19 protein-coding genes and 1 pseudogene are annotated in these 25,192 nt (G+C 67.6%); 8 read left to right on the top strand and 12 right to left on the bottom strand.

Annotated elements, in window-relative coordinates; all coding sequences use genetic code 11:
* Positions 1-245: 245 nt before the first annotated feature.
* The 3 genes from ACNPQM_RS38880 to ACNPQM_RS38870 all read right to left on the bottom strand — a co-directional run bounded on the left by ACNPQM_RS38880 (position 246) and on the right by ACNPQM_RS38870 (position 4,149).
* Positions 246-641: a hypothetical protein gene (locus tag ACNPQM_RS38880; protein ID WP_418087665.1), complete on the bottom strand. Its 396-nt coding sequence runs from the start codon at positions 639-641 to the stop codon at positions 246-248.
* A gap of 532 nt (positions 642-1,173) precedes the next feature.
* Complete coding sequence (locus ACNPQM_RS38875; protein WP_418087664.1) at positions 1,174-2,673, bottom strand: DUF6056 family protein; 1,500 nt, start codon at positions 2,671-2,673, stop codon at positions 1,174-1,176.
* A 60-nt stretch (positions 2,674-2,733) separates the two neighbouring features.
* The gene (locus tag ACNPQM_RS38870) at positions 2,734-4,149 is read right to left on the bottom strand and encodes a glycosyltransferase (RefSeq protein ID WP_418087663.1); all 1,416 of its coding nucleotides are present in this window, start codon (positions 4,147-4,149) and stop codon (positions 2,734-2,736) included.
* Positions 4,150-4,968: 819 nt separating this feature from the next.
* On the opposite strand from ACNPQM_RS38870, the gene ACNPQM_RS38865 reads away from it, so the two are divergent.
* The gene (locus tag ACNPQM_RS38865) at positions 4,969-6,360 is read left to right on the top strand and encodes a DUF6056 family protein (RefSeq protein ID WP_418087662.1); all 1,392 of its coding nucleotides are present in this window, start codon (positions 4,969-4,971) and stop codon (positions 6,358-6,360) included.
* 50 nt (positions 6,361-6,410) lie between these two features.
* On the opposite strand, the gene ACNPQM_RS38860 is transcribed toward ACNPQM_RS38865, so the two are convergent.
* Positions 6,411-8,267 (bottom strand): APC family permease, encoded by a 1,857-nt coding sequence (locus ACNPQM_RS38860; RefSeq protein ID WP_418087667.1) that lies wholly within the window; start codon positions 8,265-8,267, stop codon positions 6,411-6,413.
* A gap of 719 nt (positions 8,268-8,986) precedes the next feature.
* Positions 8,987-9,388 (bottom strand): IS200/IS605 family transposase, encoded by a 402-nt coding sequence (gene tnpA, locus ACNPQM_RS38855; RefSeq protein WP_418087666.1) that lies wholly within the window; start codon positions 9,386-9,388, stop codon positions 8,987-8,989.
* Positions 9,389-9,467: 79 nt separating this feature from the next.
* On the opposite strand from tnpA, the gene ACNPQM_RS38850 reads away from it, so the two are divergent.
* From ACNPQM_RS38850 to ACNPQM_RS38830, 5 genes are all read left to right on the top strand, one after another.
* Entirely contained in the window at positions 9,468-10,667 is a 1,200-nt protein-coding gene (locus ACNPQM_RS38850; protein ID WP_418087661.1) for an RNA-guided endonuclease InsQ/TnpB family protein, read from the top strand.
* Positions 10,668-11,177: 510 nt separating this feature from the next.
* Complete coding sequence (locus tag ACNPQM_RS38845) at positions 11,178-12,455, top strand: PIG-L family deacetylase (protein WP_418087660.1); 1,278 nt, start codon at positions 11,178-11,180, stop codon at positions 12,453-12,455.
* A 239-nt stretch (positions 12,456-12,694) separates the two neighbouring features.
* Positions 12,695-12,901 (top strand): hypothetical protein, encoded by a 207-nt coding sequence (locus ACNPQM_RS38840; RefSeq protein WP_418087659.1) that lies wholly within the window; start codon positions 12,695-12,697, stop codon positions 12,899-12,901.
* A 210-nt stretch (positions 12,902-13,111) separates the two neighbouring features.
* Positions 13,112-14,056: an ion transporter gene (locus ACNPQM_RS38835; RefSeq protein ID WP_418087658.1), complete on the top strand. Its 945-nt coding sequence runs from the start codon at positions 13,112-13,114 to the stop codon at positions 14,054-14,056.
* Positions 14,057-14,551: 495 nt separating this feature from the next.
* Entirely contained in the window at positions 14,552-15,361 is an 810-nt protein-coding gene (locus tag ACNPQM_RS38830; RefSeq protein WP_418087657.1) for a DeoR/GlpR family DNA-binding transcription regulator, read from the top strand.
* A 113-nt stretch (positions 15,362-15,474) separates the two neighbouring features.
* Here the strand turns inward: ACNPQM_RS38830 and ACNPQM_RS38825 are convergent, their stop codons facing one another.
* The 3 genes from ACNPQM_RS38825 to ACNPQM_RS38815 all read right to left on the bottom strand — a co-directional run bounded on the left by ACNPQM_RS38825 (position 15,475) and on the right by ACNPQM_RS38815 (position 18,705).
* A complete protein-coding gene (locus ACNPQM_RS38825; RefSeq protein WP_418087656.1) occupies positions 15,475-16,326 on the bottom strand; it encodes an RNA polymerase sigma-70 factor in 852 nt (283 codons plus the stop codon).
* Positions 16,323-16,901 (bottom strand): carboxymuconolactone decarboxylase family protein, encoded by a 579-nt coding sequence (locus tag ACNPQM_RS38820; protein WP_418087655.1) that lies wholly within the window; start codon positions 16,899-16,901, stop codon positions 16,323-16,325. Before ACNPQM_RS38820 ends, ACNPQM_RS38825 begins: the two co-directional genes overlap by 4 nt.
* 409 nt (positions 16,902-17,310) lie before the next feature.
* On the bottom strand, positions 17,311-18,705 hold the full coding sequence (locus ACNPQM_RS38815) for an NAD(P)/FAD-dependent oxidoreductase (protein WP_358861474.1): 1,395 nt from the start codon (positions 18,703-18,705) through the stop codon (positions 17,311-17,313).
* A gap of 148 nt (positions 18,706-18,853) precedes the next feature.
* On the opposite strand from ACNPQM_RS38815, the pseudogene ACNPQM_RS38810 reads away from it, so the two are divergent.
* Positions 18,854-19,024 (top strand): annotated as a pseudogene (locus tag ACNPQM_RS38810) (SDR family NAD(P)-dependent oxidoreductase); the annotation flags it as partial.
* An 88-nt stretch (positions 19,025-19,112) separates the two neighbouring features.
* Here ACNPQM_RS38810 and ACNPQM_RS38805 read toward each other — a convergent pair.
* The 4 genes from ACNPQM_RS38805 to ACNPQM_RS38790 all read right to left on the bottom strand — a co-directional run bounded on the left by ACNPQM_RS38805 (position 19,113) and on the right by ACNPQM_RS38790 (position 23,108).
* On the bottom strand, positions 19,113-20,291 hold the full coding sequence (locus tag ACNPQM_RS38805; protein WP_358861473.1) for a 4-hydroxybenzoate 3-monooxygenase: 1,179 nt from the start codon (positions 20,289-20,291) through the stop codon (positions 19,113-19,115).
* A 42-nt stretch (positions 20,292-20,333) separates the two neighbouring features.
* Positions 20,334-21,503, bottom strand: a complete 1,170-nt coding sequence (pcaD, locus tag ACNPQM_RS38800) for a 3-oxoadipate enol-lactonase (RefSeq protein WP_418087654.1) — start codon at positions 21,501-21,503, stop codon at positions 20,334-20,336.
* Between the two features lie 208 nt (positions 21,504-21,711).
* On the bottom strand, positions 21,712-22,353 hold the full coding sequence (locus ACNPQM_RS38795) for a CoA transferase subunit B (RefSeq protein ID WP_418087653.1): 642 nt from the start codon (positions 22,351-22,353) through the stop codon (positions 21,712-21,714).
* Positions 22,350-23,108, bottom strand: coding sequence for a CoA transferase subunit A (locus ACNPQM_RS38790; RefSeq protein ID WP_418087652.1), 759 nt, complete (start codon positions 23,106-23,108; stop codon positions 22,350-22,352). Before ACNPQM_RS38790 ends, ACNPQM_RS38795 begins: the two co-directional genes overlap by 4 nt.
* A gap of 168 nt (positions 23,109-23,276) precedes the next feature.
* On the opposite strand from ACNPQM_RS38790, the gene ACNPQM_RS38785 reads away from it, so the two are divergent.
* Positions 23,277-24,998, top strand: coding sequence for an IclR family transcriptional regulator domain-containing protein (locus ACNPQM_RS38785; RefSeq protein ID WP_418087651.1), 1,722 nt, complete (start codon positions 23,277-23,279; stop codon positions 24,996-24,998).
* The last annotated feature ends 194 nt before the right edge of the window (positions 24,999-25,192 follow it).

Below are 25,192 nucleotides of genomic sequence, written 5' to 3'. Positions count from 1 at the left end.
GGCGCCCTGAACGTCCTACGGGCCGGGCTGGTCCGTCGCGAAGCCCAACCGGCATAGCGAGAAGCCCCCTCGTTTACGAGGGGGAGGAGTCACCAGGAGCTATGGCGATGAGGACAGTTACGCCTGGGCAACACCGCACCGACGAGGCCCTGGGACGCTCTCACGGCGAGCGGCGGGTTCCAGAACTCTCCGGTCCGTGACCAGTCTGTCCCCGACCTGGCTTCGTCGATCTCTGGGGCCATTTCTCACTTCTCGCCACGCCGAATCCAGTGGGCCCGGCGTTGGCGACGCGCAACCGAATTCGATTGAACCTCGCCGGATTCCCGGGATTCCGTAACGGGGTGATCCGTCGGGACACTGAGGCTGCCTACGGTGTAATCCGTCGCTGCAATGCTGTTGACGAGCTGGTCTTCGGTGAAATTCTCCGAACCGGGAACATGTGGGATGAAGCCGACGAGCACGCCTTCGCTGACGATCTCCGCGTCAAGCCCGGCAGCTCCGTCAAGGTCCCACAGAGCTTCAAGATCTTCGTCGAGCACGACCCTGATACCGAACTCGTACACACCCGCCTCGACCACATGCGCCATGACACCGCGAGCGCGAAGTCTCGACACCATCCGATCTGCACGATCCGACTCCATACACGTACACCTCGTCACTCCGGGCGACGGTCACCTTTGCCGACTACGCCAAGCACACGCCAGGGAATCAGCGAAAACGACACGTCGCTACGCCGCTGTCAACGCTACTCCGAAACAAATCCATCGGCCCATCAGCTAAACGTGACGACTCCCGTTGGGGCAACGCCCTTCAACGCCTTGAAGCAGCGGTACACGATTGACTCACAATCGGCGAAGAAATTCCGACAGGAACCCTCATCCCATTTCACCGGATCAAGGAGATTTCCCGGACCTCATTCCGAGTACGCAGAACCAGCCGCAGCCACTCAGCAAGTACTTTCTCTTCCGAATTCATTCGAATGGTTTCACCATTATCGATCACCGATTCCCTCATCACTACGCTGCGGAATTAAATTTCTCCACGCCCGACCGCGCCCGGGCCCCCGGAGAATCGCCACGCTCAGCCGGGATGTCACCATGTCCGGCTTGCGCGGAACGGTCACCTACGGGACAGCGCTCAGCCCATCGGTGTCGTCGGATGGCCGGGCTACGTTCAGGGAAACCGGGGCGAGTAGGTGATGCGCTTGAGGTGGTACCACTGGGCAACGCACTTAGCAGGCCACGGCCTCTGACCATGCTGACCGAACGGTTCGCCCAGCCCGCTCACCGAGACCGGTGTGTAGGGCAGCACCTGGTCGCCGTGTGCCGCGTGGGCGCGCAGCCACCGGTCCTGGCGGTCCCAGTGCAGGGCCCGTACCTCCATCTTCCGCTCCAGGTGGGCCAGAGGAACGGCAAGTCCGACGCAGGCCAGGACGCAGACCGCTGCCGCGGCCCCCATCGCGAGGCCCGGCAACCACTGCCGTGCGCGCAGAACGCGGCCCAGCAAGGCGCCGACGGCGACCAGAAGCATGACGTAGAGCAGCAGATAGTCGTTCCACGTACGGGAGGCGGTGACCACGCTCGCACCGAATGCCGGATGGGCGACGACAGTGCAGAGATATCCGGAGAGCAGGAACGCGATTACCCCGACCAGGACCGGAATGAGAGGCCGACGCCATAGGAGCCCGTGCGTCCGCGGGCCGTCTCCGCGCACCAGCAGTCCCAGGAGGAGGCCGGCTGCGAAGGCCCCCGCGTATTGCCACGTCGAAAGGATCGTCCCCAGGATGTCCACGAACGCGCGCAGACATGTCATGAGCTTGTCGGGGCTGAACATTGACGTGGCGTTGGCGCCGAACCGCTCGCGCCGGGTGCGCGCGCCCGGCGACGTGTAGAGGATGACGGTTCCGATCGCGGTACCGACGAAGGCAGTCGCGCACCACCAGCGGGCCAGCGTCCGACCGGGGCCCGGCAAGGCCCAGTAGCTTGTCAGCAGTGCAAAGACGAGGACGACGAACATCACGACCGCCGTCTCCTCCGACAGTGTGCCGATGAAGACTCCGGCCACGAGCGCGATGCCGAGCGCGAAGACGCGGCCGTTCCGGGTGCGCGCGCGTAGCAGCGGAATGACGGAGGCGGCGGCCAGAACGGGCGCGAGGGTGTGCGAGACCGAGGAAGCCGGCCAGTAGAACGTCTTGTAGGTGTTCTGCGTGGCGAGAAGGAAGACGGCGGTCATCATCGCAGCCACCAGCGGTGCGATCGCGCGGGGCGCACGCATCCCGATGCTGCGGAGCGCTGAGGCGGTCACTGCCCAGAGAACGCCCAGGATGAGAATGCCGGTGATCAGTGCGAACCACCTGTGGCCCGGGACCCCGAACGCGGCGTAGGCGACGACGAGCAGTGCGTTGGCGACACGTCCGTTGTCCTGGAAGTAGAACTTGTCGATCAGACCTGATGCGCCGTCGTCCCGGACTACCGGAAGGAAGCACCAGTCGTCCGCTCCCGGGCGGACCAGGCGGCCGATCCAGACCGCCGCGCTCAGAAGGCCGAGTGGCAGCAGCACGAGAACGGTGGTCCAGACGGTCGCCCACCGTGACGCGAGCCACTTGTTGCTCCCCGTACCGGATCCGTCTTCCGGGTGGGAGAGGTCAGAGGCCTTCGATTGGTCTGCCGACATGTGTCCTGGTGCCCTTCATGATGGAGGCGCCGCTCGGGTCCGGCCGGCGCGGGTTCCCGATCAGCGGGCCCGTTGCTGGGCGAGGGCGGTGCCGGAGTTGATGGCCCATCGGGCGAGCAGGAACGAGAGCGGTGTGGCAAGGAGTCCCGCCGCCACGGCGGCGACGTTTTTACCCATGCCCAAGGTATGTACGCCGGCAAAGAGGAGAACGCCGGTGAGTACGAGGTTGACGAGGCTCGAGACGGGATACCGGAAGAATCCGTGCCATGTCGGTTTCGTACGACAGGTGATGTACGTATTGAGGAAGAACGACCCCACGATACTGACCGCGAAACCGATGACGTGGGCGATCAGATAGGGGATCCATCGGTTCAGGGAGGCGTACACCGCCAGATAGACCGCCGTATTGACGATTCCGATCGACGCGAAGATGAAGAACTGGCGCACGGTGCGCCCTTTGGGCGATCCGATCGCGGAGGCTCCCGCATCCGTCGCTGACACCATTTCGGACGGATGACGGTCCGCAATGGTGTGGCGCTCCTGCCGCACGCTTACCTCCGTCTCGCGCACCACGTAGAGCGGCCGATGCTTCGTTTCGCGGTAGATTCGCCCGACGTATTCACCGATAATGCCGAGCGTGGCCAGCTGGACCCCGCCGAGTGCCACGACAGCGGTCAGCAGGGTGGCGAACCCGGGGACGCGCACACCGTGCAGGGCGACGCCGATGACGATCCATAGTGCGTACGCCAACGCTGCGGAGAAAAGCGTGAGACCGATGTAGACGGCCAGACGCAACGGTCGGCTGTTGAAGGAGATCAGTCCGTCGATGCCGTAGTTGAGCAGGCGTCTTCCGCCCCATTTCGAGGTACCGGCGGCGCGGCTGACGTTGTGGTAGGTGAAGCTGACGGTGTCGAAGCCGATCCAGGAAAAGATTCCCTTGGAGAACCGGTTGGCTTCGGGCAGGGCGAGCACCGCTTCGACGGCAGGACGGGACAGCAGCCGGAAGTCTCCCTCTCCGTCGGTAATGTCGACATCCATCCAATGCCCCATCGCCCGGTAGTAGGCCGTGCTGACGACGCTGCGCAGCACTCCGTCCCCCGAACGGTCCCGACGCGCGACGACCTGGTCGTAGCCGTGCTGTCGCAGCTCCAGTATCCGGGGAACGAGTGAGGGCGGATGCTGCAGGTCGGCGTCCATGAGAATCACGGCGTCCCCCCGGGACATACGCAATCCCGCAAGCATCGCAGCCTCCTTGCCGAAATTCCGGCTGAAGGAGGTGTAGCGAACCCGCGGATCCTCGGCAGCAAGAGCGCGCAGCTGCTCCCTGGTCGCGTCCCGGCTGCCGTCATCGACGTAACAGACTTCGAAGCTCCGTCGAGTCGTTTCGAGGACAACAACCAGTGTTCGATGAAATCGTTCGATCACCTCGTCCTCATTGAAACAGGGAACTACGATCGAAACCTGGCACTCTGTCATTCGGATCCCTGGCAGGTGTGGTCACGGCATCTCGGAAGCATGCGTCTGTGTCCTCTTGATGCGTGTCGACCCTACGGGCTGTCCCGTCATCCCTGGTGGATCAGCGCGCGGCGTCAGATGCGGTGCATCGCAAGGCGGAGGGGCATCCTCATACTGAGCGTATTCGGGCGTTCCGACAACGCAGCGAGGTGCCGCAGCTGTCGTCGTACGCCCGCCAGGGATCACGGGACAGCCCTTAGGCATCATCAAACGAATTGTGCAGGCCGCATGGTTCTCCGCGATGCCTTCCGGCCGAATCACGCCAAGGGATGGCACCGAATGGGTGAAGCATCCGTCTCGTCGCTGGCCGAACGGTCCTTGGTGATGCGCCTGACCGGTCGGCTCCTGATTCCTCCCTGCTGCGTTGCAGTGTTCTTCGAACAAAGAGTTGTGCAAACTCGGCTCTGATCAACGGCACGTGCGCTCATGTTCTGCTGAACTGTGTGGCACTCAGCCATCTTCCGGGGCGGTTCGGAGCTGTCCGGCCCTGTTTGCCCTGACCGCTGCCGGTGAACGGTCGTGCCCGGCCGGACAGCGAGAGGGCGTGAGCTGTGGGGACCGGCGTTTCCTCCCGGGTGCGCCACCCCGAGGGCTGACACGCCGGAGCGGACTGGTCCCGCCCGCGCCGGTCTGTGGGCGGGCCCGGACGCGAGGGCCGCGGCGCGGTGTCGGACCCGAGCGAAAGGAATACCGGTCGTGGAACGTCCCCCAGGTGAATCCGTTCAGGAGCGACGGAGGGACGGTGTTCCGGAGCGCGGGTCAGCTCGAAGGTGGACAACTTTGTGGGTCGATTCGCTCGCGATTCTCCCCGTCACCCTGCTGGCGGCCGCGGCCTGGTTCGGCCGGTGGGTGCGTCCATCCGGTGATGACTGGTGCTTTCTGCCCGTCGTGCGTGACGGGGGGCTGTCCGCGATCGTCGGGAAGTTCTACTACTTGGACAACGGGCGCGTCATGAACGCTGTGCTGGTCTGGTGCTATGCCCGGTTCGGTGTCGCCGGGCATCAATGGTTCGGCCTGATCAGCGGTGCGCTGATGCTCGGGCTCCTCTGGGCCGCTGTCGCCGGCGCTCTGCCCAGGGCAGGTATGACGGTGCCACGGGGCGTTCCCCTCCTGCTGGCATCGATGGTGACGGCGATTTTCCTGTTCGGGTCCCCAAACACCTACAAGACGTTCTACTGGCCGGCCGCGTCCGTCTCGCACACCTTGCCGCCCGTGTTCGCCTGCGCTGCGGCCCTTCCCCTCCTGCGGGCCACATCACGACGGGGCAGAGGTTTCGCCCTGCTCACTGTCTTCGTGGCAGGGCTCCTCATGGGCACGCTGTCGGAGGAGACCTGTGTCGTCGGTGTGGTCGTACTGAGTTGCTTGCTGCTGATCAGCGGCCGGGTCTTCCCGCAGGAGCGACGTACCTTCATCCGCGGCTGGTGCGTCGCAGGGATCACCGGAATCGTCATCGGAAGCCTGATCCTCCTCGGTTCTCCGGGCTCACGGCATCGGCGTGAAAGCCACAATGCCGCGTCGATACTCACTCCCGAATCGCTCCTCGGTTCGCTGCGCGGTTTCGCGCACATCGCAGCCATCCTTCTCACGACATGGCAGTACCTGGGGGCCTTCGTGGCCGGCCTCCTCCTGAGCCTGCTGGCCCGGCCGCACGAAGGCCGCCTTCCCTCGATGAGATACGGGACGCTGCTCGCCCGGACCGGCGTGTGCGCCCTCCTTGTCTCCGGCTATCTGTGCACGGTCATCGCCTACCCGGCCTTCGGGCCGAGCGTCGCGACGTCCACGCGACTCTGGAACGACTACGTGCTGCTCTATATCCTGCTGCTCGTCCTCGTGGGCGCACTCCTCGGCCGCGCGTGGAGAGAGCGCGGGCGCCGCACCGGGCCGCCGAAGGCCGCGGCCGCAACCGTGTACGCCTTGGTCTGCCTCGCGCTTGCCGTCTCTCTCGTGCATCTCGACGCCGGCATGGCGGTACGCGCTCGGAAGTGGGACCACCAGGATCACTGGTTGCGCAGCCAGTCCGCATCCGGCGCGAAGGTACTCCCCTACACACGGCTGCCCATCAGCAAAATGACAGAGCCGTTCCGTGACGGCGGGCGCAAGCCGTGGCCGGCGTCATGCGTGGCCCACTACTACCACCTGGAACGCGTGGTCCCGGCGACAGGACTCCCCTGAGCACCGGCACGGGCGGCGCACAACGACCTCACGCACTGATCGACCGGCGGTCAGTCCGACGGCAGATGGAACGGGACCGAGGTAATGACGATCTTGGGCAGTGGACGCAGAGCACGGCGCAGGCGGGTGGCCGTGCGACTGTGCAGGAGTTGGTGTCGCCGCCGCGAGGTGATGATCTCTGGGACGATCACCGTAAGGGTGAGTTCTGGATGCTGCCGGTGGAGTGCCTCAAGGTAGCGGACCAGGGGTGCGACGACCGCGCGGTAAGGAGAAACAATCACCTCCAGCGGGAGATGGTCGCCCCACAGTGACCAGTAGTCGCGGAAGCGCCGTGCTTCGTCCTCGGCGACGCTGATGTGCAGGGCGAGAACTGGCTGCTGGAGTGAGGCGGCGTACGCAAGTGCGCGCATGCTTGCGAGATCCAGCGTCGCGATGGCGACGACGCACAGGTGACGGACCTCTTCGGGGAGTTCTTCGCTCTCCCGGTTCATCTCGCCAGGACGAATGCCGTGTTCGTGCTGAACCAGGGGCTTCCCTTGCGAAACCGGCCCCGCAAGAGCGTGGGCGGGCAGCTCGATGGCGTGCGGATGCAGTTGAAGGGCGGCACGGGCGGTTTCGTAGTGCCGCCGGATCCGCGTGGTCACCAGGAGGAACAGCGCGACCGCGACGACGGCCACCCAGGCACCTTCGGTGAATTTACTGATGCCCGCAGTAATGAAAACAACCGCCGACAGCAGCGCGCCCATGGCATTGAAGACCAGACTCTTGCGCCAGTGGCGACTTCGCCGTCGCCACCAATGGACGACCATTCCGGCCTGCGACAGGGTGAAGGCGAGAAAGACACCGACAGCATAGAGCGGAATGAGCGAGGCGGTCCGGCCATTGAAAGCGACGAAGACGAGGGCGGCGGTGACGGACAGCAGGACGATGCCGTTGCTGTAGGCCAGACGGTCGCCCAGTCGCATGAAGGTGCGTGGTGCGTAGTCGTCGCGTGCCAGAAGGGACAGCACCCGAGGGAAGTCGTTGTATGCGGTGTTCGCCGCGAGGAGCAGTACCGCGGCCGTGGCAGCCTGAATGAAGACGTACATCCACCCCGAGCCGAAGGTCAGACGTGCGAGCTGGGAAAGCACGGTCTCGCGGGCGCTCGGCACCACCCCGGTGCAGTAGATGAGGACGACGATTCCCGCGAACATCGCAATGAGCAGGCCGACCATCCAGGTCAAGGTCGTGCGGGCATTGCGCCACTCGACGGATCTGAACGCCGGCACGGCATTGGAGATCGCCTCGATCCCGGTCATCGCCGTGGCCCCCGAGGAGAAGGCACGCATGATCAGGAGCAGGCCGAGCGTTTCGGTGACGGGCACATTCGGTGTGGGACGCGGCTGAAAGCCCTGGCCGGCCGCATCGACGAGTCCGGCTGCGACGAGCGCGAACATCGCGGCGATGAACGCGTAGGTCGGAGCGGCGAACAAGGCTCCTGCCTGCCGGATGCCTCGCAGGTTTCCCGCGAGCATCAGCACGATCACGCCGACACCCATGGGGACGGTTTCGGTGGTGAGCGATGGAATCGCCGAGGTGATGGCCGCCACCCCCGAGGCGATCGACACCGCAACCGTGAGAATGTAATCGGTCATCAACCCAGCCGCGGCGACAAGGCCAGGCATCCGGCCCAGGTTGTCGCCGGCGACGATGTACGAACCGCCACCGTGCGGATAGGCCCGGATCGTCTGCCGGTACGAGAGGCCGACCGCGAGCATCAGAAAGACGATCGCGCCGGCGACGGGGAACGAGTAAGCGAGCCCTGCGGCGCCAGCCAGTGCGAGGACTGCGAGCATCGCCTCGGGTCCGTATGCGACGGACGAGAGGGCGTCGGCGGACAACACGGGAAGCGCCACGAGCTTGCGCATTCGCTCATTCACCACGGCAGAGCTCTTCAGCGCTGCTCCCAGCACCAGCCGCCTGGCCCGTGGCCACGCACCTTCCAGCCAACCTGAGGGCAGGTCTCCCGTGTCGACCTGCTCGCCCGCAGAACGGGACCCGAGCGGCGAGACCGCCACCAGACGACCGAACCGCGCAGGGCGGATCTCCACCGGAGGCGGAAACCTCCCGAGATCCGGATCCACGGGCAAAGCACGGCGCCAGACTTCAGGGGCGGCCGACACCCGCCCCCACTCACGCCCCACCCGGCGCAGCACACGCAACTGCTCCCCGGTGAGCCCCGGCACCTGGGCGCCGGGGCCCGGCGGTCCGGCCGACCCGACACCTCGACTTCCGCGCGTATCCGCCACAACACCCAGTGTTGTTGACGGCAGGACAGCCGGGCAGGACCGACATGGCTCCTGCGAGGTACGGCAGCCCGAAACACTCCTGTGGCCAATGAGCCCGCGCCCCGCATGTCCATCACCGGGCCAGTGCGGAGAACCGGCTTTCCTGGCACCGCCTGGACCACAGGCAGCAGGACCTTGCCTGTCTGGACACGCTCGACAAGCACCATCACGTCGACGGTATCCAGTGGGCCATCGCCATCCCTGATCTTGCGTGGGTATCCCCGGCTTCAGCCGGGGAGGGAAACGCATCCTTGGTCCGGAGGCGCGAAGCGCCAAAGTTCGCTGCGCCTGGGGGATGGTCAGGCAGGTCGTTTCTGTTCTTCGATGTACTGGCGGATCACGGTCAGCGGTGCCCCGCCGCAGGATCCCGCGAAGTAGGAGCGGGACCAGAACACCGGTCCCATGCCGTTCCGGTTGATTCGCCCGGTGTACTCCGCTCGCAGGTACCTGGAGCTGACGCCCTTGAGGCTGTTGATCAGCTTCGACAGGGCGACCTTCGGCGGATAGTGCACCGGCAGGTGCACGTGGTCGGCTTCACCGTTGAACTCCCGCAGCTGCGCCTCGAACGTGCCGCAGACCTCCCGCATGATCTCTTCGCACCGCTTCAGCATGTCGTCATCGAACACACCGCGCCGGTACTTGGTGACGAACACCAAGTGGGCATGAAGGTGGTTGAGTGACGTGTCCTCTTGTGTGAATATCGGAGTTTTGTTCCCAGTGTCGTGACATATGCCAAGTGGATTATGATCTCCGCAGCGGGCCAGGGAGGGGGTGGGCCGGATGATTCGTGCGTACAAGTTCCTGATGCGGCCCACCGTGGGCCAGCAGGGCGCGCTCGCCGAGATGCTGCGTGACCACTGCTCGCTCTACAACGGAGCGTTGCAAGAACGCCGCGATGCCTATCGGCACGGCTCGAGGACGACGGTTCGGTACGGGCAGCAGTCCGCCCAGCTCAAGGACATCCGGGCGTTCGACCCGGAACGTCAGGGCCGTTGGTCGTTCTCCTCGCAGCAGGCGACGTTGCGACGGCTGGACAAGGCGTTCGCCGCGTTCTTCCGGCGGGTCAAGGCCGCACAGACGCCGGGGTATCCGCGTTTTCGTTCGGGCAAGCGGTTCGACACCGTGGACTTCCCGAAGGACGGCGACGGCTGCCGCTGGGATGCCACCCCGCACGATCCCGTCACCCGCGTCCGCCTCCAGGGCGTCGGGCACGTCAAGGTGCACCAGCACCGGCCGGTGGCCGGCAAGGTCAAGACGATCAGCGTCAAGCGTGAAGGGCGGCGCTGGTACGTCATCCTCACCGCCGAGCAGACCGCGCCTGAGCCGCTGCCGGCGACCGGTTCCGTGGTCGGCATCGACATGGGGATAACGAACTTCCTGGCCGACTCGGGCGGCGAGTTCGTGCCCAACCCCCGTCACGGGGCGAAGGCCGCCGCCAGGCTCGACGCCGCGCAGCAGGCCCTCGCCCGGTGCAGGCGGGGCAGCAGGCGCCGTCGTAAGGCCGTGGAGGCGGTGGCGCGGTTGCACCGCAAGGTCCGCCGTCAGCGCCTGGACCACGCGCACAAGACCGCGTTGAACCTGGTGCGTGACCACGATTTCATCGCGCACGAAGCCTTAAGGATCCGCAACATGAGCAAGGCCCCGGCCCCGAAGCCGGACCCCGCCACGCCGGGCAGTTTCCTGCCCAACGGGGCCGCCGCCAAGGCCGGGCTGAACCGTTCGATCGCTGATGCCGGATGGGGGGTGTTCCTGACGATCCTCACCGCCAAGGCAGAATGCGCCGGACGGGAAGTGATGGCCGTGGACCCCCGCAACACCTCCCGACGGTGCCCCGTATGCGGGCACACCGCCAAGGAGAACCGGCCCACCCAGGAGAAGTTCCACTGCGTCTCGTGCGGCCACCAGGCACACGCGGACACGGTGGGCGCCCTGAACGTTCTACGGGCCGGGCTGGTCCGTCGCGAAGCCCGACCGGGATAGCGAGAAGCCCCCACCTGCAGGTGGGGGAGGAGTCACGGGTATGGCCTTCGGCGGACGGCTCGTTACTTCACGTGCACTGGGGGTCTGTTCAGTCGGGCAGATTCGCGGCGCAGATCCACTTCACTGACTGGATGTTCGGCCGTTCCGGTGAGTCGGCCGTTTTGCGCAGTCCAACTACCGGTACCCCTATGAGATGTGCGCTTCGGCGAAGTCCAAGCCTCGCAGAGGTGTCACACTCGCGATCACGATTTTCCCCGGACCACCCCCCGTGCATGGACGTGATGCGAGCCAAAAGGACGAGAAGGACGGAATGGTCGAGTGGAGTGCACGAAGGACAGCAACAGAACTGGCTCGGCGCACCGGCTGATTCCCGCTACGGCGCTGGCGATTTTCGCAATGCTGGGATCGTCGTGCACCTCAAGTGATTCCCCTCTCGCAAACAGGGTCGCAGGCCCCACGTCGCACCAGACGTCGAAGGCGGCACAAGAACCTCACGGATGCCGGCGCACCATGATCGGTGTCGCACATCCCGACGACGACCTCTACTTTGTCGACCCGGAGATCAGGAAGACCATCCGTGCCGGATGCGCGGTCACCACCGTTTATCTCACCGCGGGCGACGACGGGAAGAGCTCACAGGCAGCCCGGGACTACGTCGCGAGAAGAGAGAACGGGGTGCGCGCGGCCTATGCGGAGCTTGCCGGGGCCCCAGATCGCTGGACCGAGGACAGCACACGGGTCAACGGCCGCAGCATCAGATCCTTCACCCTCGAAAGCAGCTCGCAATCACCCGTCAAACTGGTCTTCCTGGGACTGCACGACGGCCTTCCCCACGGACAGGAAAGTGAGAGCATGCTCAAACTTTTCCTGGCAACCCGTAAACAGATTCAGCTGTTTCAAAGCATGGAAAGCTACACCGAGGACCAGCTCCTGCGAACCCTGTCCGACCTCGCCCGGCAGGAAAGAGCGCAACGTATTCTCACCCTGGACTACGACAACGCTTCCTTCGCCTTCGGTCTCCGCGGCAAGGTCGACCACAGCGATCACGGCATCGGAGCCAGATACTTCAGAAAAGTCGGATACCTCTCCGGAATCCCGGTCGAATCCTATCTTGGGTACACCATGTCGTCACTTGAACCCAATCTGCCCCCTGAGCAAGTGGCCGAAAAGGAAGCGGCTGTCAGACGCTACATCGCGCATGCCAATTGCCATTCCAAGAAGAGTTGTGCCCTGGCCGACACCTACACGGGGCCGCTCCCACTCGACGATTCGGACTGGATTCATCGTCAGTACCAGCAAGAGCATCGGAACCCGCGCCTCGGAGAAATCATTGGAGACATTGGAAGAACTACCGAGTTCAGCAGCAGGGATCCGGAGCAGTGCCTCGAAGCGGTGAACACGCAACCGAAGTACGACGCAGTCCGGATCAACAGCTGCAATGGAACCGGCGCGCAGAAATGGGAAATCAGGGACGACGGAACGATCAGAACAGGATTTTACAGAGGATATTGCCTCACCGAACTCACCAGCAGTGCCGGCCTGGCGCCGTGTGACGCATCGCACCCAGAACAGAAATGGACTCCCCAGCCCTGGAAAAGTGCCACCTGGAAGCGCACGGCATGGCGAATCGCGGGAGAGAAGGGTATGTGCCTCTACCAGGACGACCGCTCACTCCCCTCTCACTGGGATTCAACGACGGCGCAGCACCCCCGACTCGGTCTCGCCAGCTGCAACAAACAGCCGGAGCCCGAGCTCTATTGGCGCTGGACAGAAGGAACGGCACAATGACCCAAACGTCATATAGAGGACTCAGCGCAACGCAATCAGACGTGGCGACGTGTCGGGTTGACGCGTGGCGTCTCGTGCCGCTGGCGGCTCGACGCGATACGGCGATCTGTTGACCGAGGGCTGTCCCCTCCATCGGTGAGGCCGGGCTCATGCCGGCTCCCGAGGATCGGATGTTGCGCATCCGACAAGATCAATAGAGGATGCAAAGGTGGCGGAAACCGGGTGTTGCCCGGTGAGCCGTGTTCACGGGCGAGGCCTGCGGACGCTGCGGAACGTACGCGCACTGCCGCTTCTTCCTGCTGCCCACGGACCACGAGTCGACACCCAAGGGCAAGAAGAACGCCGCCTTCCACCGAAGCCTTGGGCTTCTCTCCTACGAGGAGAAACAGATGGCGGCATTCGGCCGGTCAAGGGTTCGGCCGGCCCAGGGCGACGCGAACGCGTGACCGACCACGGCCCTGAGCGGGTCCTCGCTCCAGGTGCGGATCGGCGGGTCGTCGCGGGCGAAGTGCCGGATGGCGACCGGAACGGCGTACCGGCTGCGCATCTCTCTCTACATTGCTGTAGAAGTCTCTCCTGGAGCATGATCGCTCAACAAGCCCGCCTTCCAGCCCGGTTGGCCGGTAACAGTGTGCTGCACGGAGGAACAGAGCAGGATGACGGACGGCGGCCCCACGGCCCGAGTGACCCCAGCCCGGGCATACCTGGCACGCCAGTGCCGCGCCCTCACGGAAGCGCGCTGGTTCGCCATCACCGTGTTCACCCTGATCCTCACCAACGCCGCGCTGCTCGGCCTGGAGACCTACAGCGGACTGGTGGACGACTGGCACCGGTGGCTGCGTCTTGCCGAGCACGCCTGCGTCGCCGCCTTCACGGTGGAGATTGTGCTGCGCCTGGCCGCCCACGCCGACAGGCCGCGCTCCTTCTTCCGCGATCCGTGGAACCTCTTCGATCTCGTCGTCGTCCTCAGCGCGTTCCTGCCCGTCGTACGGGAGAACACCACCGTGCTGAGGCTGTTGCGGCTGGCCCGTGTTCTGCGTTCAGCCCGCTTCCTGCCGCAGCTGCGCGTCTTCCTGATCGCGGTCGCCCGCAGCCTTCCCGGCACACTCAGCTTCCTGGTCGTGGGCGCGCTGCTGCTGTACGTCTACGCGATGGTGGGCTGGGTCTTCTTCTCGCACCACGACCCCGAGCACTTCGGCTCAGTCGGCCGCGCCGTCCTCACCCTCTTCCTCCTGATGACCCTGGACGGCATCGGCGACGCCGTCCGCACGGGCCTGGAGATCTCCCGTTGGAGCATCGTCTACTACGCGTCCTACGTCCTACTCGCCTCCTTCGTCCTGGTCAACGTCCTCATCGGCGTGGTCATCACTTCCCTCGACGAGGCACGGGACATGGAGACGGAAGGGCCACCGACGCAGCAGGGACCGGAGGACTCGAATCTGCTGCGAGAGCGCATCGCCACTGCCCGCCGCGCCCTCGACGACCTCGAGGACGAGCTCGCCCGCGCGGCTGTGCACACCACACCCGGCGAAGGGCGGGCAGTCGTCGCAGCCCGGCCGTTAGCAGGAAGGACACCGGCATCGCGCGTGGGCCAACAGTGACCTCTACGGCAAGGGGGCATCGCCGAGCTGCCGCTGCACCGGGGTGCCGCTGGCGCTGGAGCCGTCCCAGCTGACTCCTTCGGGATTCGGGCGCCTGAGGGCCTACGGCGCTCTGAAGGCCTGGAGGGAACCCGAACTGCCGGGAGAACCACGCCGCATCCCCACGAGGCGCATGGGCAGGAAGTTGCCCGAACACGCCAAATATGAAGTCTGAATAAACAAATGTCAACGGTTAGTAACAGAATCGCGCACACCTGCGCAGATGGGCCGTAACGTCCGGCAGGGGCGATGCCGTGGTTGCCACTCGTCCGCGCACACAGCCGGCTGAGCCCGCGGTGGGTGCCGGCCGGATCGGCTGACGAGGTCCGCACCGGACGGCGAGGGTCACGCTGCCCGGCCTTGCAGTAATCTGGATTTGTTGAATTGTGATGCTTTCCGTGTGTCAACCGTGACGTTCATGGTGGAGTCGGCACACAGACGATCAAGGATGGGCTCGTGACGGACGCAGGACTGCTCGCACCCCAGCGAAGGGCACTGATTCTCGACATCGTGCGCCGCGTCGGAGCCGTGCGTGTGGCCGACCTCGTCGACCAACTCGAGGTCTCGGACATGACCATCCGCCGTGACCTGGACGCCCTGGCCCGCGCCGGTTCCGTGGAGAAGGTGTACGGCGGCGCCGTGGCGACATCCGGAACCACCGCCGACGAGCCGGGGTTCGAGGCCAAATTCACCCTCGAATCGACGGCCAAAGCAGCCGTCGCCACGGCCGCGGCCGCCCTCGTGGAACCGGGAAGCGTGGTCGCGATCTCCGCGGGGACGACGACCTACGCCGTGGCGGAGCGACTCCTGCACGTCCCCAGTCTCACGGTGGTGACCAACTCACTGCCCGTCGCCGATCTCCTGCGGGCCGCAGGCCGGGAACAGGGCGCCACTGCTCCGACGCTGCTGCTGACGGGCGGCGCCCCCACCAGGTCGGCCGCCCTGGTCGGCCCGCTGGCCGACCAGGCCATCCGCTCCTTGCATGTGGATCTGCTGGTCATCGGGGCCCACGGCGTGTCCGAGCATGCGGGCCTGACGACTCCGAACCTCGCCGAGGCACAGACCAACCAGGTCTTGATCTCCTCCGCCAGGCGGGTCGCCGCGGTCGCGGATCACAGTAAGTGGGGCGTCGTGGGCCTCAGCCGGTTCGCCGCCCTGGCCGAGATCGACTACTTCGTCTCGGACGACGGTCTCGACGAACAGGCGCGGTCAGTGCTCACCGAGTCAGTGGGCGAGCTGATCCTCGCAGACACCGGCAGGCCCTGACCGCGCCCGTACGAGTTCGCCCTGCACCTCGGCGTCCGGCCGCTGCGCGGCCGTGAGTGTTCCAGGCGGTCCACACCGCCTGGAACACTCATGGCGCCAGCGCGGCAGCGGGCTTACCTGGCGAGTTCGGCCGGTTCATCCAGCCGCGTCAGCTTCCGTGGGTTCGCCATCGCATGGATCCGGGTGATTTTCCCGTGTTCCACCACGAGGCTCACCGCTGCCAGTCGGCCGTCGATCTCGATCCGGCCCGCAGGCGCACCGTTGAGCCACACGGCCGATACCACCCGGTTCGGGCGAGCGAGCAACTTCGCCACAAGTTCGGCCCCGTGGATCGGAGCCGGAGCCGCGGCCGCAAGCCCGCCACCGTCGGCGATCAGGACCACGTCCGGCGCCATGACGTCCAGCAGTTCCTGCACCCGCCCGGTGCGCAGCGCGGTCAGGAACCGCTCCACCACGGCCTGCTGCTCCGACCGGCTCACCTGCACCCGCGGCCGCCGGGCCGCCACGTGCTCGCGCGCCCGCCGCGCGATCTGCCGCACCGCGGCCGCAGACTTCCCGACGGCCTCGGCGATCTCGCCGTACGGCATCTCGAAGACCTCGCGGAGCACAAACACTGCCCGCTCCGCCGGCCCGAGCGTCTCCAGCACGGTCAGCATCGCAATCGAGACGCTCTCCGCGAGTTCGACGTCCTCGGCGACGTCAGGACTGGTCAGCAGCGGCTCCGGCAGCCACTCGCCCACGTACTCCTCGCGGCTGCGCGACAACGTCCGCAGACGGTTGAGCGCCTGCCGTGTGACGATTCGGACGAGATAGGCCCGCGGGTCACGCACCTGCGAACGGTCGACGTCGGCCCATCGCAGCCAGGAATCCTGCAGCACGTCCTCCGCGTCGGCCGCCGAGCCGAGCATCTCGTAGGCGACCGTGAACAGCAGACTGCGATGGACGACGAACGGGTCCTCGGTCATGCCGTCGACGCCACGCCGGACGTCTCAGGACGCCCGGCCAGCGGAATCTCGCAGGCATCGGAGTAGCCCTGCGACGTGATCCCGTGCGCCGTATTGCACCTGGTCGCCATGTTGGCGAAGCCGATGACCGTGGTGAGTTCGACCAGCGCCGCCGGGCCGAGCCGGTCGAGCAGACGCTTCGACAGCTCGTCGGTGACGGTCGGCGGCGTGTTCGTCATGGCCTCGGCGTACTCCAGCACGTCGCGCTCCAGCGGAGTGAACATCTCCGACTGCCGCCAGCGCGGCACCTGGCTCGCCTTGGCCAGGTCCAGGTTCTGGTTCAGCGCCACGAAGTAGTTGACGTCGAGGCACCAGCTGCAGCCGACCTGCGCTGCGACGGCCATGTGCGCGAACGTCTTGAGGCTCGCGTCGGCCGCGTCCCACTGGCCCACCTTGGCCGCGAACTCCTTGTTGGCCTCAGCGAGCTTGGGGTTGTTCCACAGCACTTCGTCGGGCTCGGGCACGGCACCGAGGTGCTTGATCATGTTATCCCTCATCTCGGTGGGGAGCTCCGCCTTCGGGATACGCAGTGTCATGGTGTTCTCCTTATCCGTCGGCCTGTCGGCCTGGTTGACATGAAGACACCGGCGGATCCACGAATGTGACACCCACCGCCACCACGCATGCATCGTCGGCACGCACAGGCCGGTGGCCGCGCTCACGGACGCCCACCCGAAGCCTGTGGCCGGCGGCGGTCTGGGCTCGACGCCTGGCCCAGACCGCCGCCACCACCGAGCACGGCCTCCTGCCCGACGTGACACCGCCGGTCGAACGGCCCGAACGGGCCGACGACCCCACCGACTACTGGATCTCCAGCACGCCGAGGAGACCCCGCTCGTTACCCGGCCATGTCGTGGCGGCGGCGACGCTCCGGGGCAGAACCGGCGGTCATGCCCGGGGAGTTCCCCGTCACCCGCGTGATCTCGTCACTCGGGCTGCCCGTCGTCAGCTGTCGAAGCCGAGGCCAAAGCGGTCGAGCGTCCTGAGCCAGAGGTTGCGCCGGCCCTCGTTGCGGTCGGCGCGCGCCATCGACCACTTGGTGATGCCGATCCCGGCAGAGCGGAACGGGTCGGGCGGGAACGGGAGGGGTTTACGGCGGACGAGCTCCAGTTGGGTCCGCTCGGTGCGTTCGCCCGCCAGGAGGTCGAGCATGGCCTCGGCACCGAAGCGCGTGGCGCCGACGCCGAGGCCGGTGAATCCGGCCGCGTAGGCGACCTTCCCGTGATGACTCGTGTCGAAGAACACGCAGAAACGGGTGGAGGTGTCGATGGCACCGCCCCAGGCGTGGGTGAACCGGATGCCTTCCAACTGCGGGAAGGTCGTGAAGAAGTGCCGGGCGAGGGTGGCGAAGGTCTCGGGCCGCTGGTCGTGTTCGGCGCGGACCTTGCCGTCGCGGTGGTAGACGGCGTCGTAGCCGCCCCACAGGATGCGGTTGTCCGCGGAAAGCCTGACGTAGTGGAACTGGTTGGCACAGTCGGCGAAGCCCTGCCGGTTCCGCCAGCCGACCGAGGCGAGCTGCTGCTCGGTCAGCGGCTCGGTCATGAGCGCGTAGTCGTACACGGGGACGGTGTACGGGCGGTGGCGGCGCAGCAGGGAGGGATAGGCGTTGGTGGCCAGGGCGGCACGCCGGGCGGTGATCCGCCCGTAGGGGGTACGGACCGCGATCACGCTGCCGTGCTCGGCGAGCGAAGTGGCGGGCGTGTGCTCGTAGAAGCGGACGCCGAGGTCGAGGCAGGCGCGCTTGAGCCCCCAGGCGAGCCGGGCCGGGTTGACCATGGCCACGTCGTCCTTGTTCCACAGACCGCCGAGGAACGTCGGGGAGTCGATCTCGGCACGGACCGCCTCGGCGTCGAGCAGCAGCGGCTTGCCACCGAACCGGGCGAGGGCCTCGGCCTCCTCCTTCAGCCCCTCGACCTGGTACGGCTCGGTGGCCACCGCCAGGGAGCCGGTGCGCTCCCAGGAGCAGTCGATGCCGTGGCGCTCCACAGTGTCCTCGATGGCCTGGAGGTTTTCGCGGCCGAGTCGTTCCAGGAGGCCGATCTCCTCGGGCCAGCGCTGGAGTCCGTTGTCCAGGCCGTGGGTGAGGCTGGACTCGCAAAATCCGCCGTTGCGGCCGGAGGCGGCGCCGCCGGCCTCGTCCGCTTCGATGAGCACCACGTCCATGGAGGGATCGCGCTCCTTGGCGACGAGGGCGGTCCACAGTCCGGTGTATCCGCCGCCGACCACGAGCAGGTCGCAGGTGGTGCCGCCGACGAGTGCGGGGGCGGCCTGCGGCCGGTCGGGGTCGTCGAGCCAGAACGGGGTCGGCGAGGCGTCCCGGAGCGAGGTGAGGTGGTCCATGGGGTGGGGCTCCTTCGGATCACGGAGGTACGGGTCTCCGCAGTACCGCCATGAGACCGCCCGGGAGACCATAAGGTCAATGGTGTTGACATAAGGGCTCCCGAACACCGCCTCCACGGGCGCCGCCGGGCATAGGCGGGGCCGTAAGGTCGACACCTTCGGCCGCGTCGACGTCATGGTCGCCAACGCCGGCGTGCTGCGGGACAAGGCCTGTGGAAGATGGGTGACAACGACTTCGACACCGTCGTCGAGGTGCATCCACGCGGCACCTTCACGTGTGCGCGCCGTCGTCGAGCGGATGCGTGAGCAGGGCGAGGGCGTCGCACCACCCTCCTGCACGAGAACCACCCATACGGGAGGGGGCGGCTGCTTCGAGCAGCCGCCCCCTTTCGTGTGCTGTCGTGGTGTCAGTTCTCCTTGAAGCCGACGTAGTTCTCCGCGAGGGAGGCCGAAGCGGCCTCGGAGCGGGCAACGTAGCGCAGGTGCGAGAGGCGCAGTGCGCGGTCGAAGTCGGAGTCGGCGGGGTCGCCGTGCAGCAGGGTCGTCATCGTGTACGAGAAGTGCTCGGCCCGCCAGACGCGGCGCAGCGCGGTCTCCGAATAGGCGTCGAGCAGTGACTCGTCCTGGTGGGTGTGGTAGCGGGTGAGTGCCTGGGCGAGCAGGGTGACGTCGGCGACGGCGAGGTTGAGGCCCTTGGCCCCGGTGGGCGGCACGATGTGGGCCGCGTCGCCGGCCAGGAAGAGGCGCCCGTGGTGCATGGGCTCGGCGACGAAGCTGCGCATCGGGGTGATGCTCTTCTCGGTGATCGGTCCCGGCCGCAGCGTCCAGTCACCGTCCACAGCGAAGCGGGTCTCCAGCTCGTCCCAGATGCGCTCGTCCGGCCAGTTGTCGGTGCTGTCGTCCGGGTCGACCTGGAGGTAGAGCCGGCTGACCTCGGGCGAGCGCATGCTGTGCAGGGCGAAGCCGCGCTCGTGGTGGGCGTAGATGAGTTCCTCGCACGAGGGCGGGACGTCGGCGAGGATGCCGAGCCAGGAGAAGGGGTACGTCCGTTCCGTCACCGTGAGCAGGCCGTCCGGCACGGAGCGGCGGCCGATGCCGTGGAAGCCGTCGCAGGCGACGACGATTTCGCAGTCCAGGGTGTGCTCGGCGCCTTCGTGGCGGTAGCGGATGCTCGGGTGGTCGGTCTCGATGCCGTCGACGGACAGCGCTTCCGCCTCGAACAGGACGGTTCCGCCGTCCTGTTGGCGCCGGTCGATGAGGTCCTTGACCACTTCGGTCTGCGCGTAGACCATGACCGACCGGCCACCGGTGAGGGACGGGAAGTCGATGCGGTGGGAGCGCCGGTCGAAGCGCAGTTCGATGCCGTGGTGCTCCAGGCCCTGGCGGTCCATCCGCTCGCCGGCCCCGGAGTCGCGCAGCACGTCGACGGTGTCCTGTTCGAGGATACCGGCGCGCTGGCGGCGTTCGACGTAGTCGCGGCTGCGCAGTTCGAGGACGACGTTGTCGATGCCCTGCCGGTGGAGCAGGTGGGAGAGCAGGAGTCCGGCGGGGCCGGCGCCGATGATTCCTACGGCGGTACGGGGCATGAGGGCTCCAGAGAGGTAAGAAGACTGCTGGGCGCGGCTGTATCAGAAGGGGAACGGGACGCCGTCCTCGGCGAGGACGCGCTGGGCCGTGGCGAAGGCGGAGTTGGCTGCCGGCACACCGCAGTAGACGGCGGAGTGCAGCAGGACCTCCTTGATGTCCTCCGGGGTGAGCCCGTTGCGCAGCGCCCCTCGTACGTGCAGGGCGAGTTCCTCCTGATGCCCGTGAGCGATCAGGGCGGTCAGCGTGAGGCAGCTGCGGGTGCGGCGGTCGAGACCAGGACGGGTCCAGATCTCACCCCAGGCACAGCGGGTGATGTAGTCCTGGAAGTCGGCGGTGAACTCGGTGGTGCGGGCGACGGCCCGGTCGACGTGCGCGTCGCCGAGGACCGCTCGGCGGACCGCCATCCCCTCGGTGTGCCTGCTGCCGTCGTCGGCGGGGGCCTCGAAGTGGCCGAGGAGGGCGCCGAGGACGGCCTGTGGGCGTTCGGCGGGCGCCAAGTGCGAGGCTTCGGGGAGTTCCAGGAGGGTCGCTCCAGGGATGCCATCGGCAAGTTCCCGGGCGTGTCCGGGCGGGGTGGCGGGGTCGTCCCGGCCGGCGACGACGAGCGTCGGCACGGTGATCCGGTGCAGATCGGGCCGCAGGTCGTAGGCGGCGAGGGCGTCGCAGCAGGCCGCATACCCCTCGGGGGCGGTGGCGCGCAGGTCGTCGACAAGCCGTTCGGCCACCTGGGTACGGGTGAATCCGGCGGTGAACCAGCGTCCGGGAGCGCCGGCCGCCAGGGCTTCGGTGCCCTCCGCGCGGACGAGTGCGGCCCGTTCGCGCCAAGCAGCGGGTTCGCCGAAGCGGGCGGAGGAGCAGACCAGGGCAAGGCCGGTGATCCGCTGGGGGTGATGTACGGCGAGGTGGGCGCCGACCGCGCCGCCGAGGGAGAGGCCCGCGTAGGCGAAGCGGGTCACGCCCAGCTGGTCGGCGAGGTCCAGGACCACGGCCGCGAGGTCGGCGACGACGGTGGAACCGGGCCCGGTGTCGCGCAGAGCGCCGGCGGGGCTGCCGCCGTGGCCCGGCAGGTCCCAGCGGATCACCCGGTGACGGCGGGCCAGGGCGGGGGTCTGGGCGTCCCAGACGGCGAGCGAGGTCCCCAGGGAGGGGCCGAGGATGAGGACCGGTGCGTCGGCGGGGCCGTCGATCCGGTGGTGGAGCGAGGGGGGCATGGGTGGCCTTCCGTGCGGCGGAGGACGAGGTGTCTGTCCGCAGGACGTGGTCGACGAGCAGGGGTACGGGACAGCCCTTGGGTGGCCGCCCAGTTCCGCGGCGAGGCGTTCGCTCGCGATCAGGCCCCGGGTACGCCGCGGGTTGTCGAACATGCGGTCGGGGAAGACCGTGAGTTCCTCGGCGAGATCGGCGGCGCCAGGGTTCCGGTCACCGGACCTCCTTCGGCATCACGGGCGCGGCCGTCCGGCGCGCGACCTCGTCGGCGGTCACGCCCGGGGCGGTCTCGACAAGTCGCAGTCCCTCGTCGGTGATGTCGAGGACGGCCAGGTCGGTGATGACGCGGTGGACGCAAGCCCGGCCGGTGAGCGGCAGCGTGCAGTTGTCGACGATCTTGGGGGCACCGTCCTTGGCAGTGTGCTCCATGAGAACGATCACCCGGCGGGCGCCATGGACGAGGTCCATCGCCCCGCCCATACCCTTGACCATCCTGCCGGGGATTGCCCAGTTGGCAAGGTCACCGCGGGCGGAGACCTGCATGGCGCCCAGGATCGCGGTGTCGATGTGACCGCCGCGGATCATGCCGAAGGAGAGCGCGGAGTCGAAGAAGGCGGCGCCCGGTACGACGGTCACCGTCTCCTTGCCCGCGTTGATCAGGTCGGGGTCGACCTCGTCCTCGTACGGGTACGGGCCGACGCCGAGGAGTCCGTTCTCCGAGTGGAGGACGACGTCGATGTCCTCGGGGAGGAAGCTCGGCACGCGGGTGGGCAGTCCGATCCCGAGGTTGACGTACGAGCCGTCGGTGAGTTCCCGGGCGGCGCGGGCCGCCATCTCGTCCCTGGTCCAGCTCATCGGGTGCGTACCGTCCTTCGCTCGATGCCCTTGTCGGCCGCCTGTTCGGGGGTCAGTGCCAGCACCCGCTGTACGAATACGCCGGGGAGGTGGACCTGATCGGGATCCAGCTCGCCGGGTTCTACCAGCTCCTCGACCTCGGCAACGGTGATCCGGCCCGCCATGGCGGCGAGCGGGTTGAAGTTGCGGGCCGCGCGGGCGAAGACGAGGTTGCCGTGACGGTCGCCCCGGGCGGCGCGCACCAGGGCGAAGTCGGTGGTGATGCCGTGTTCGAGGACGTACGCCCTGCCGTCGTACTCGCGTGTCTCCTTGAGTGGGGAGGCGACCGCCACGCCGCCGTCCGGCGCGTACCGCCAGGGCAGTCCGCCCTCGGCGGCCTGGGTGCCGACGCCCGCCGGGGTGAAAAAGGCCGGGATGCCGCAGCCGCCGGCCCGCAGGCGCTCCGCGAGGGTGCCCTGCGGGGTGAGTTCCAGCTCGAGCTCGCCGCCGAGGTAGCGGCGGGCGAACTCCTTGTTGTCACCGATGTAGGAGCCGGTGACACGGCTGATCCGGCCGGCCGTGAGCAGGAGACCCAGGCCGCCACCGTCGACGCCGCAGTTGTTGGAGACGACACTCAACCGGCCGGAGCCGTGGGCATGCAGGGCGCGGATCAGGACGTCCGGTACCCCGCTCAGCCCGAAACCTCCGACGGCGAGCGAGGTGCCGTCTCCGATGTCCGCCACCGCTTCGGCAGCCGTCGCTATGACTTTGTCCATATAACGACTCTTTTCACTCGGAGCTCACCGTAAAGGCGTTCGCCTGATGAACTTTCGTTCATCATTGGTGGCGGGCTGAGTGTCCGCCCACACTTCGGGCCGTGTCAACGGCAGCGGGTACGGTTTCCGCACGGTGATCGGCCCGCGACGCTCCGAGGAGGCCAGACGATGTCCCAGCTCACCGAGGTGACGACGGCGCCCGAGGCGGCGACGGCACCCGCGGTCACGACGGCGCCCGACGAGCTGGTCGGACCGCTGGAACGCGGACTGGCCGTACTCCGCGCCGTGGCCACGGGACCAGGGACGCGCCACCGCCCCGGAGATCTCGTCCGCACCACCGGGCTCGCCCGATCGACGGTCGACCGGGTCGCCACCACGCTCGTCCGCCTCGGGTTCCTGCGGACCGAGGACCGCGATCTGCTGCTGGCCCCGCGCTCGGCGGAGCTGGGCAACGCCTATCTGGCCGTTTGCGCGTTCCTCGAAGCCCTCGGCCCGCGCGCCGAGGCCCTCGCCGACGAGCTGGACGAGTCCGTGTCGGTGGCCGTTCCCGACGGCGACGGGGTCCGCTTCATCGCCCAGGCGGCCCGCCGCCGGGCCATGGCGATCTCGTTCCGGGTCGGCGATCTTCTGCCCGCCGAACGCTGCGCGCCCGGCGCCCTGTTCGCCGCCGACTGGGACGACGTACAGCGGGAGCGGTGGCGGGCTCGCCGCCTGCACGACCCGCTGGACACCGACTTCCCGGCCCTGCCGCCCCGGCCGGCTGGCGCGGAGCCCGCGTCCGAGAAGGTCGAGGCGGACTTCGTCGCGCGGGTTCGGCAGGCACGTGAGGACGGATTCGCTGTCGACAGCCGGCTGATCGAGCCCGGTCTGATCGCCGTCTCGCTGCCGGTCCGCGACCCGGCGGGCGCGGTGGTCTGCGCCGTCAGCGTGGTCAGCCACACCAGCCGGCACAGCGCCGAGTCCCTGACGGCGCGGGTCCTGCCTCCGCTTCGCGCGGCCGTCGCCACCATGGAGGCTGCCCTGCGCACCCCGTCGGCCAACGGGACACCGGCCACCGCCACGGCGGTCCGCCCGCCCCACTCGGGCAGCGCGCTCAAGGAGGAACTCGGTGCCGGCTTCCTCCAGTCGCTCGCCCGGGGTCTCGACGTGCTGTGTGCCTTCGGCTCGCTCGACGGCCCGGCCCGCCTGGCCGACCTCGCCCGCCTCACGGGGCTCCCCCGCGCCACCGCCCGCCGGTCGCTCATCACGCTGCGCCACCTCGGGTACGTACAGGAGGACGCGGACGGTTTCCGGGCGCTGCCGCGGGTCCTGGAGCTCGGTTATGCCCGGCTTTCAGGCCTGACGCTAGCCGGGATCGCCACCCCGCACCTCGCCGAACTGGTCGACCGGGTCCACGAGTCCGCCTCCCTGGCCGTGCTCGACGACGACGAGATCCGCTACGTCGCCCGGGTCGCGAGCACCCGGATCATGCACATCGACATCACGGTGGGCACCCGGCTGCCCGCGTACGCCACCTCGATGGGCCGGGTGCTGCTCGCGGCCCTCCCCGACGACCAGCGCGAGGCGCGGCTGGCCCGGGTGACGCCTGAAGCACTGACGCCTCGCACGGTGGCCACGCCCGAGGCCCTCGCCAAGGCAGTGGCGGCCACCGCCCGGCTCGGCTATGCGTGGGTGGAACAGGAATTGGAGGAGGGGCTGCGTTCGATCGCGGCGCCGGTCACGAACGGCGGCGGCCAGGTGGTGGCCGCGGTCAACGTGGCACTCCACGCCGGCCGCGCCACCGGCGAGGAGAGCCTGGCGACGCTCCTCCCCCATCTACTGGAGACCGCCGCGCGGATCAGCGCCGACCTCGCCGCAGTGGGCCGCTTCTCCCCCGTGCCCACCGGCTGATCCTCACGGCCGCCGGGCCCGGGCGTGATGGTCCCGGGAGCCGTCCGCCGGGACGCTCCTGGCGGGCAGGCATGCACAATCCACGCCATGCAGCGGATCGTGTGGGGCTCGAAAAGTCATCGCTGCAGCTCAAGCCACGTACTGGTACTGGTTGATGACTCCGCCGAGAATGCGGGTACGCAGGAGCCTGCATG

The sequence above is a fragment of the Streptomyces sp. NPDC056231 genome (assembly GCF_048270745.1).
Taxonomy (GTDB): Bacteria; Actinomycetota; Actinomycetes; order Streptomycetales; family Streptomycetaceae; genus Streptomyces.
Note: the sequence above shows the minus strand (reverse complement) of the source record. Positions and strands in the feature narration are given on the sequence as shown.

What these genes read in the sequence shown, in the direction of transcription:
- ACNPQM_RS38870 (WP_418087663.1), bottom strand. Translation starts at nt 4,149, where the DNA reads ATGACAGAGTGCCAGGTTTCGATCGTAGTTCCCTGTTTCAATGAGGAC.
- pcaD (WP_418087654.1), bottom strand. Translation starts at nt 21,503, where the DNA reads ATGCCCCCCTCGCTCCACCACCGGATCGACGGCCCCGCCGACGCACCG.
- ACNPQM_RS38785 (WP_418087651.1), top strand. Translation starts at nt 23,277, where the DNA reads ATGTCCCAGCTCACCGAGGTGACGACGGCGCCCGAGGCGGCGACGGCA.
- ACNPQM_RS38835 (WP_418087658.1), top strand. Translation starts at nt 13,112, where the DNA reads ATGACGGACGGCGGCCCCACGGCCCGAGTGACCCCAGCCCGGGCATAC.
- ACNPQM_RS38795 (WP_418087653.1), bottom strand. Translation starts at nt 22,353, where the DNA reads ATGAGCTGGACCAGGGACGAGATGGCGGCCCGCGCCGCCCGGGAACTC.
- ACNPQM_RS38825 (WP_418087656.1), bottom strand. Translation starts at nt 16,326, where the DNA reads ATGACCGAGGACCCGTTCGTCGTCCATCGCAGTCTGCTGTTCACGGTC.
- ACNPQM_RS38875 (WP_418087664.1), bottom strand. Translation starts at nt 2,673, where the DNA reads ATGTCGGCAGACCAATCGAAGGCCTCTGACCTCTCCCACCCGGAAGAC.
- ACNPQM_RS38850 (WP_418087661.1), top strand. Translation starts at nt 9,468, where the DNA reads ATGATTCGTGCGTACAAGTTCCTGATGCGGCCCACCGTGGGCCAGCAG.
- ACNPQM_RS38815 (WP_358861474.1), bottom strand. Translation starts at nt 18,705, where the DNA reads ATGGACCACCTCACCTCGCTCCGGGACGCCTCGCCGACCCCGTTCTGG.
- ACNPQM_RS38860 (WP_418087667.1), bottom strand. Translation starts at nt 8,267, where the DNA reads ATGCGCAAGCTCGTGGCGCTTCCCGTGTTGTCCGCCGACGCCCTCTCG.
- ACNPQM_RS38820 (WP_418087655.1), bottom strand. Translation starts at nt 16,901, where the DNA reads ATGACACTGCGTATCCCGAAGGCGGAGCTCCCCACCGAGATGAGGGAT.
- ACNPQM_RS38805 (WP_358861473.1), bottom strand. Translation starts at nt 20,291, where the DNA reads ATGCCCCGTACCGCCGTAGGAATCATCGGCGCCGGCCCCGCCGGACTC.
- ACNPQM_RS38845 (WP_418087660.1), top strand. Translation starts at nt 11,178, where the DNA reads ATGATCGGTGTCGCACATCCCGACGACGACCTCTACTTTGTCGACCCG.
- ACNPQM_RS38790 (WP_418087652.1), bottom strand. Translation starts at nt 23,108, where the DNA reads ATGGACAAAGTCATAGCGACGGCTGCCGAAGCGGTGGCGGACATCGGA.
- ACNPQM_RS38880 (WP_418087665.1), bottom strand. Translation starts at nt 641, where the DNA reads ATGGAGTCGGATCGTGCAGATCGGATGGTGTCGAGACTTCGCGCTCGC.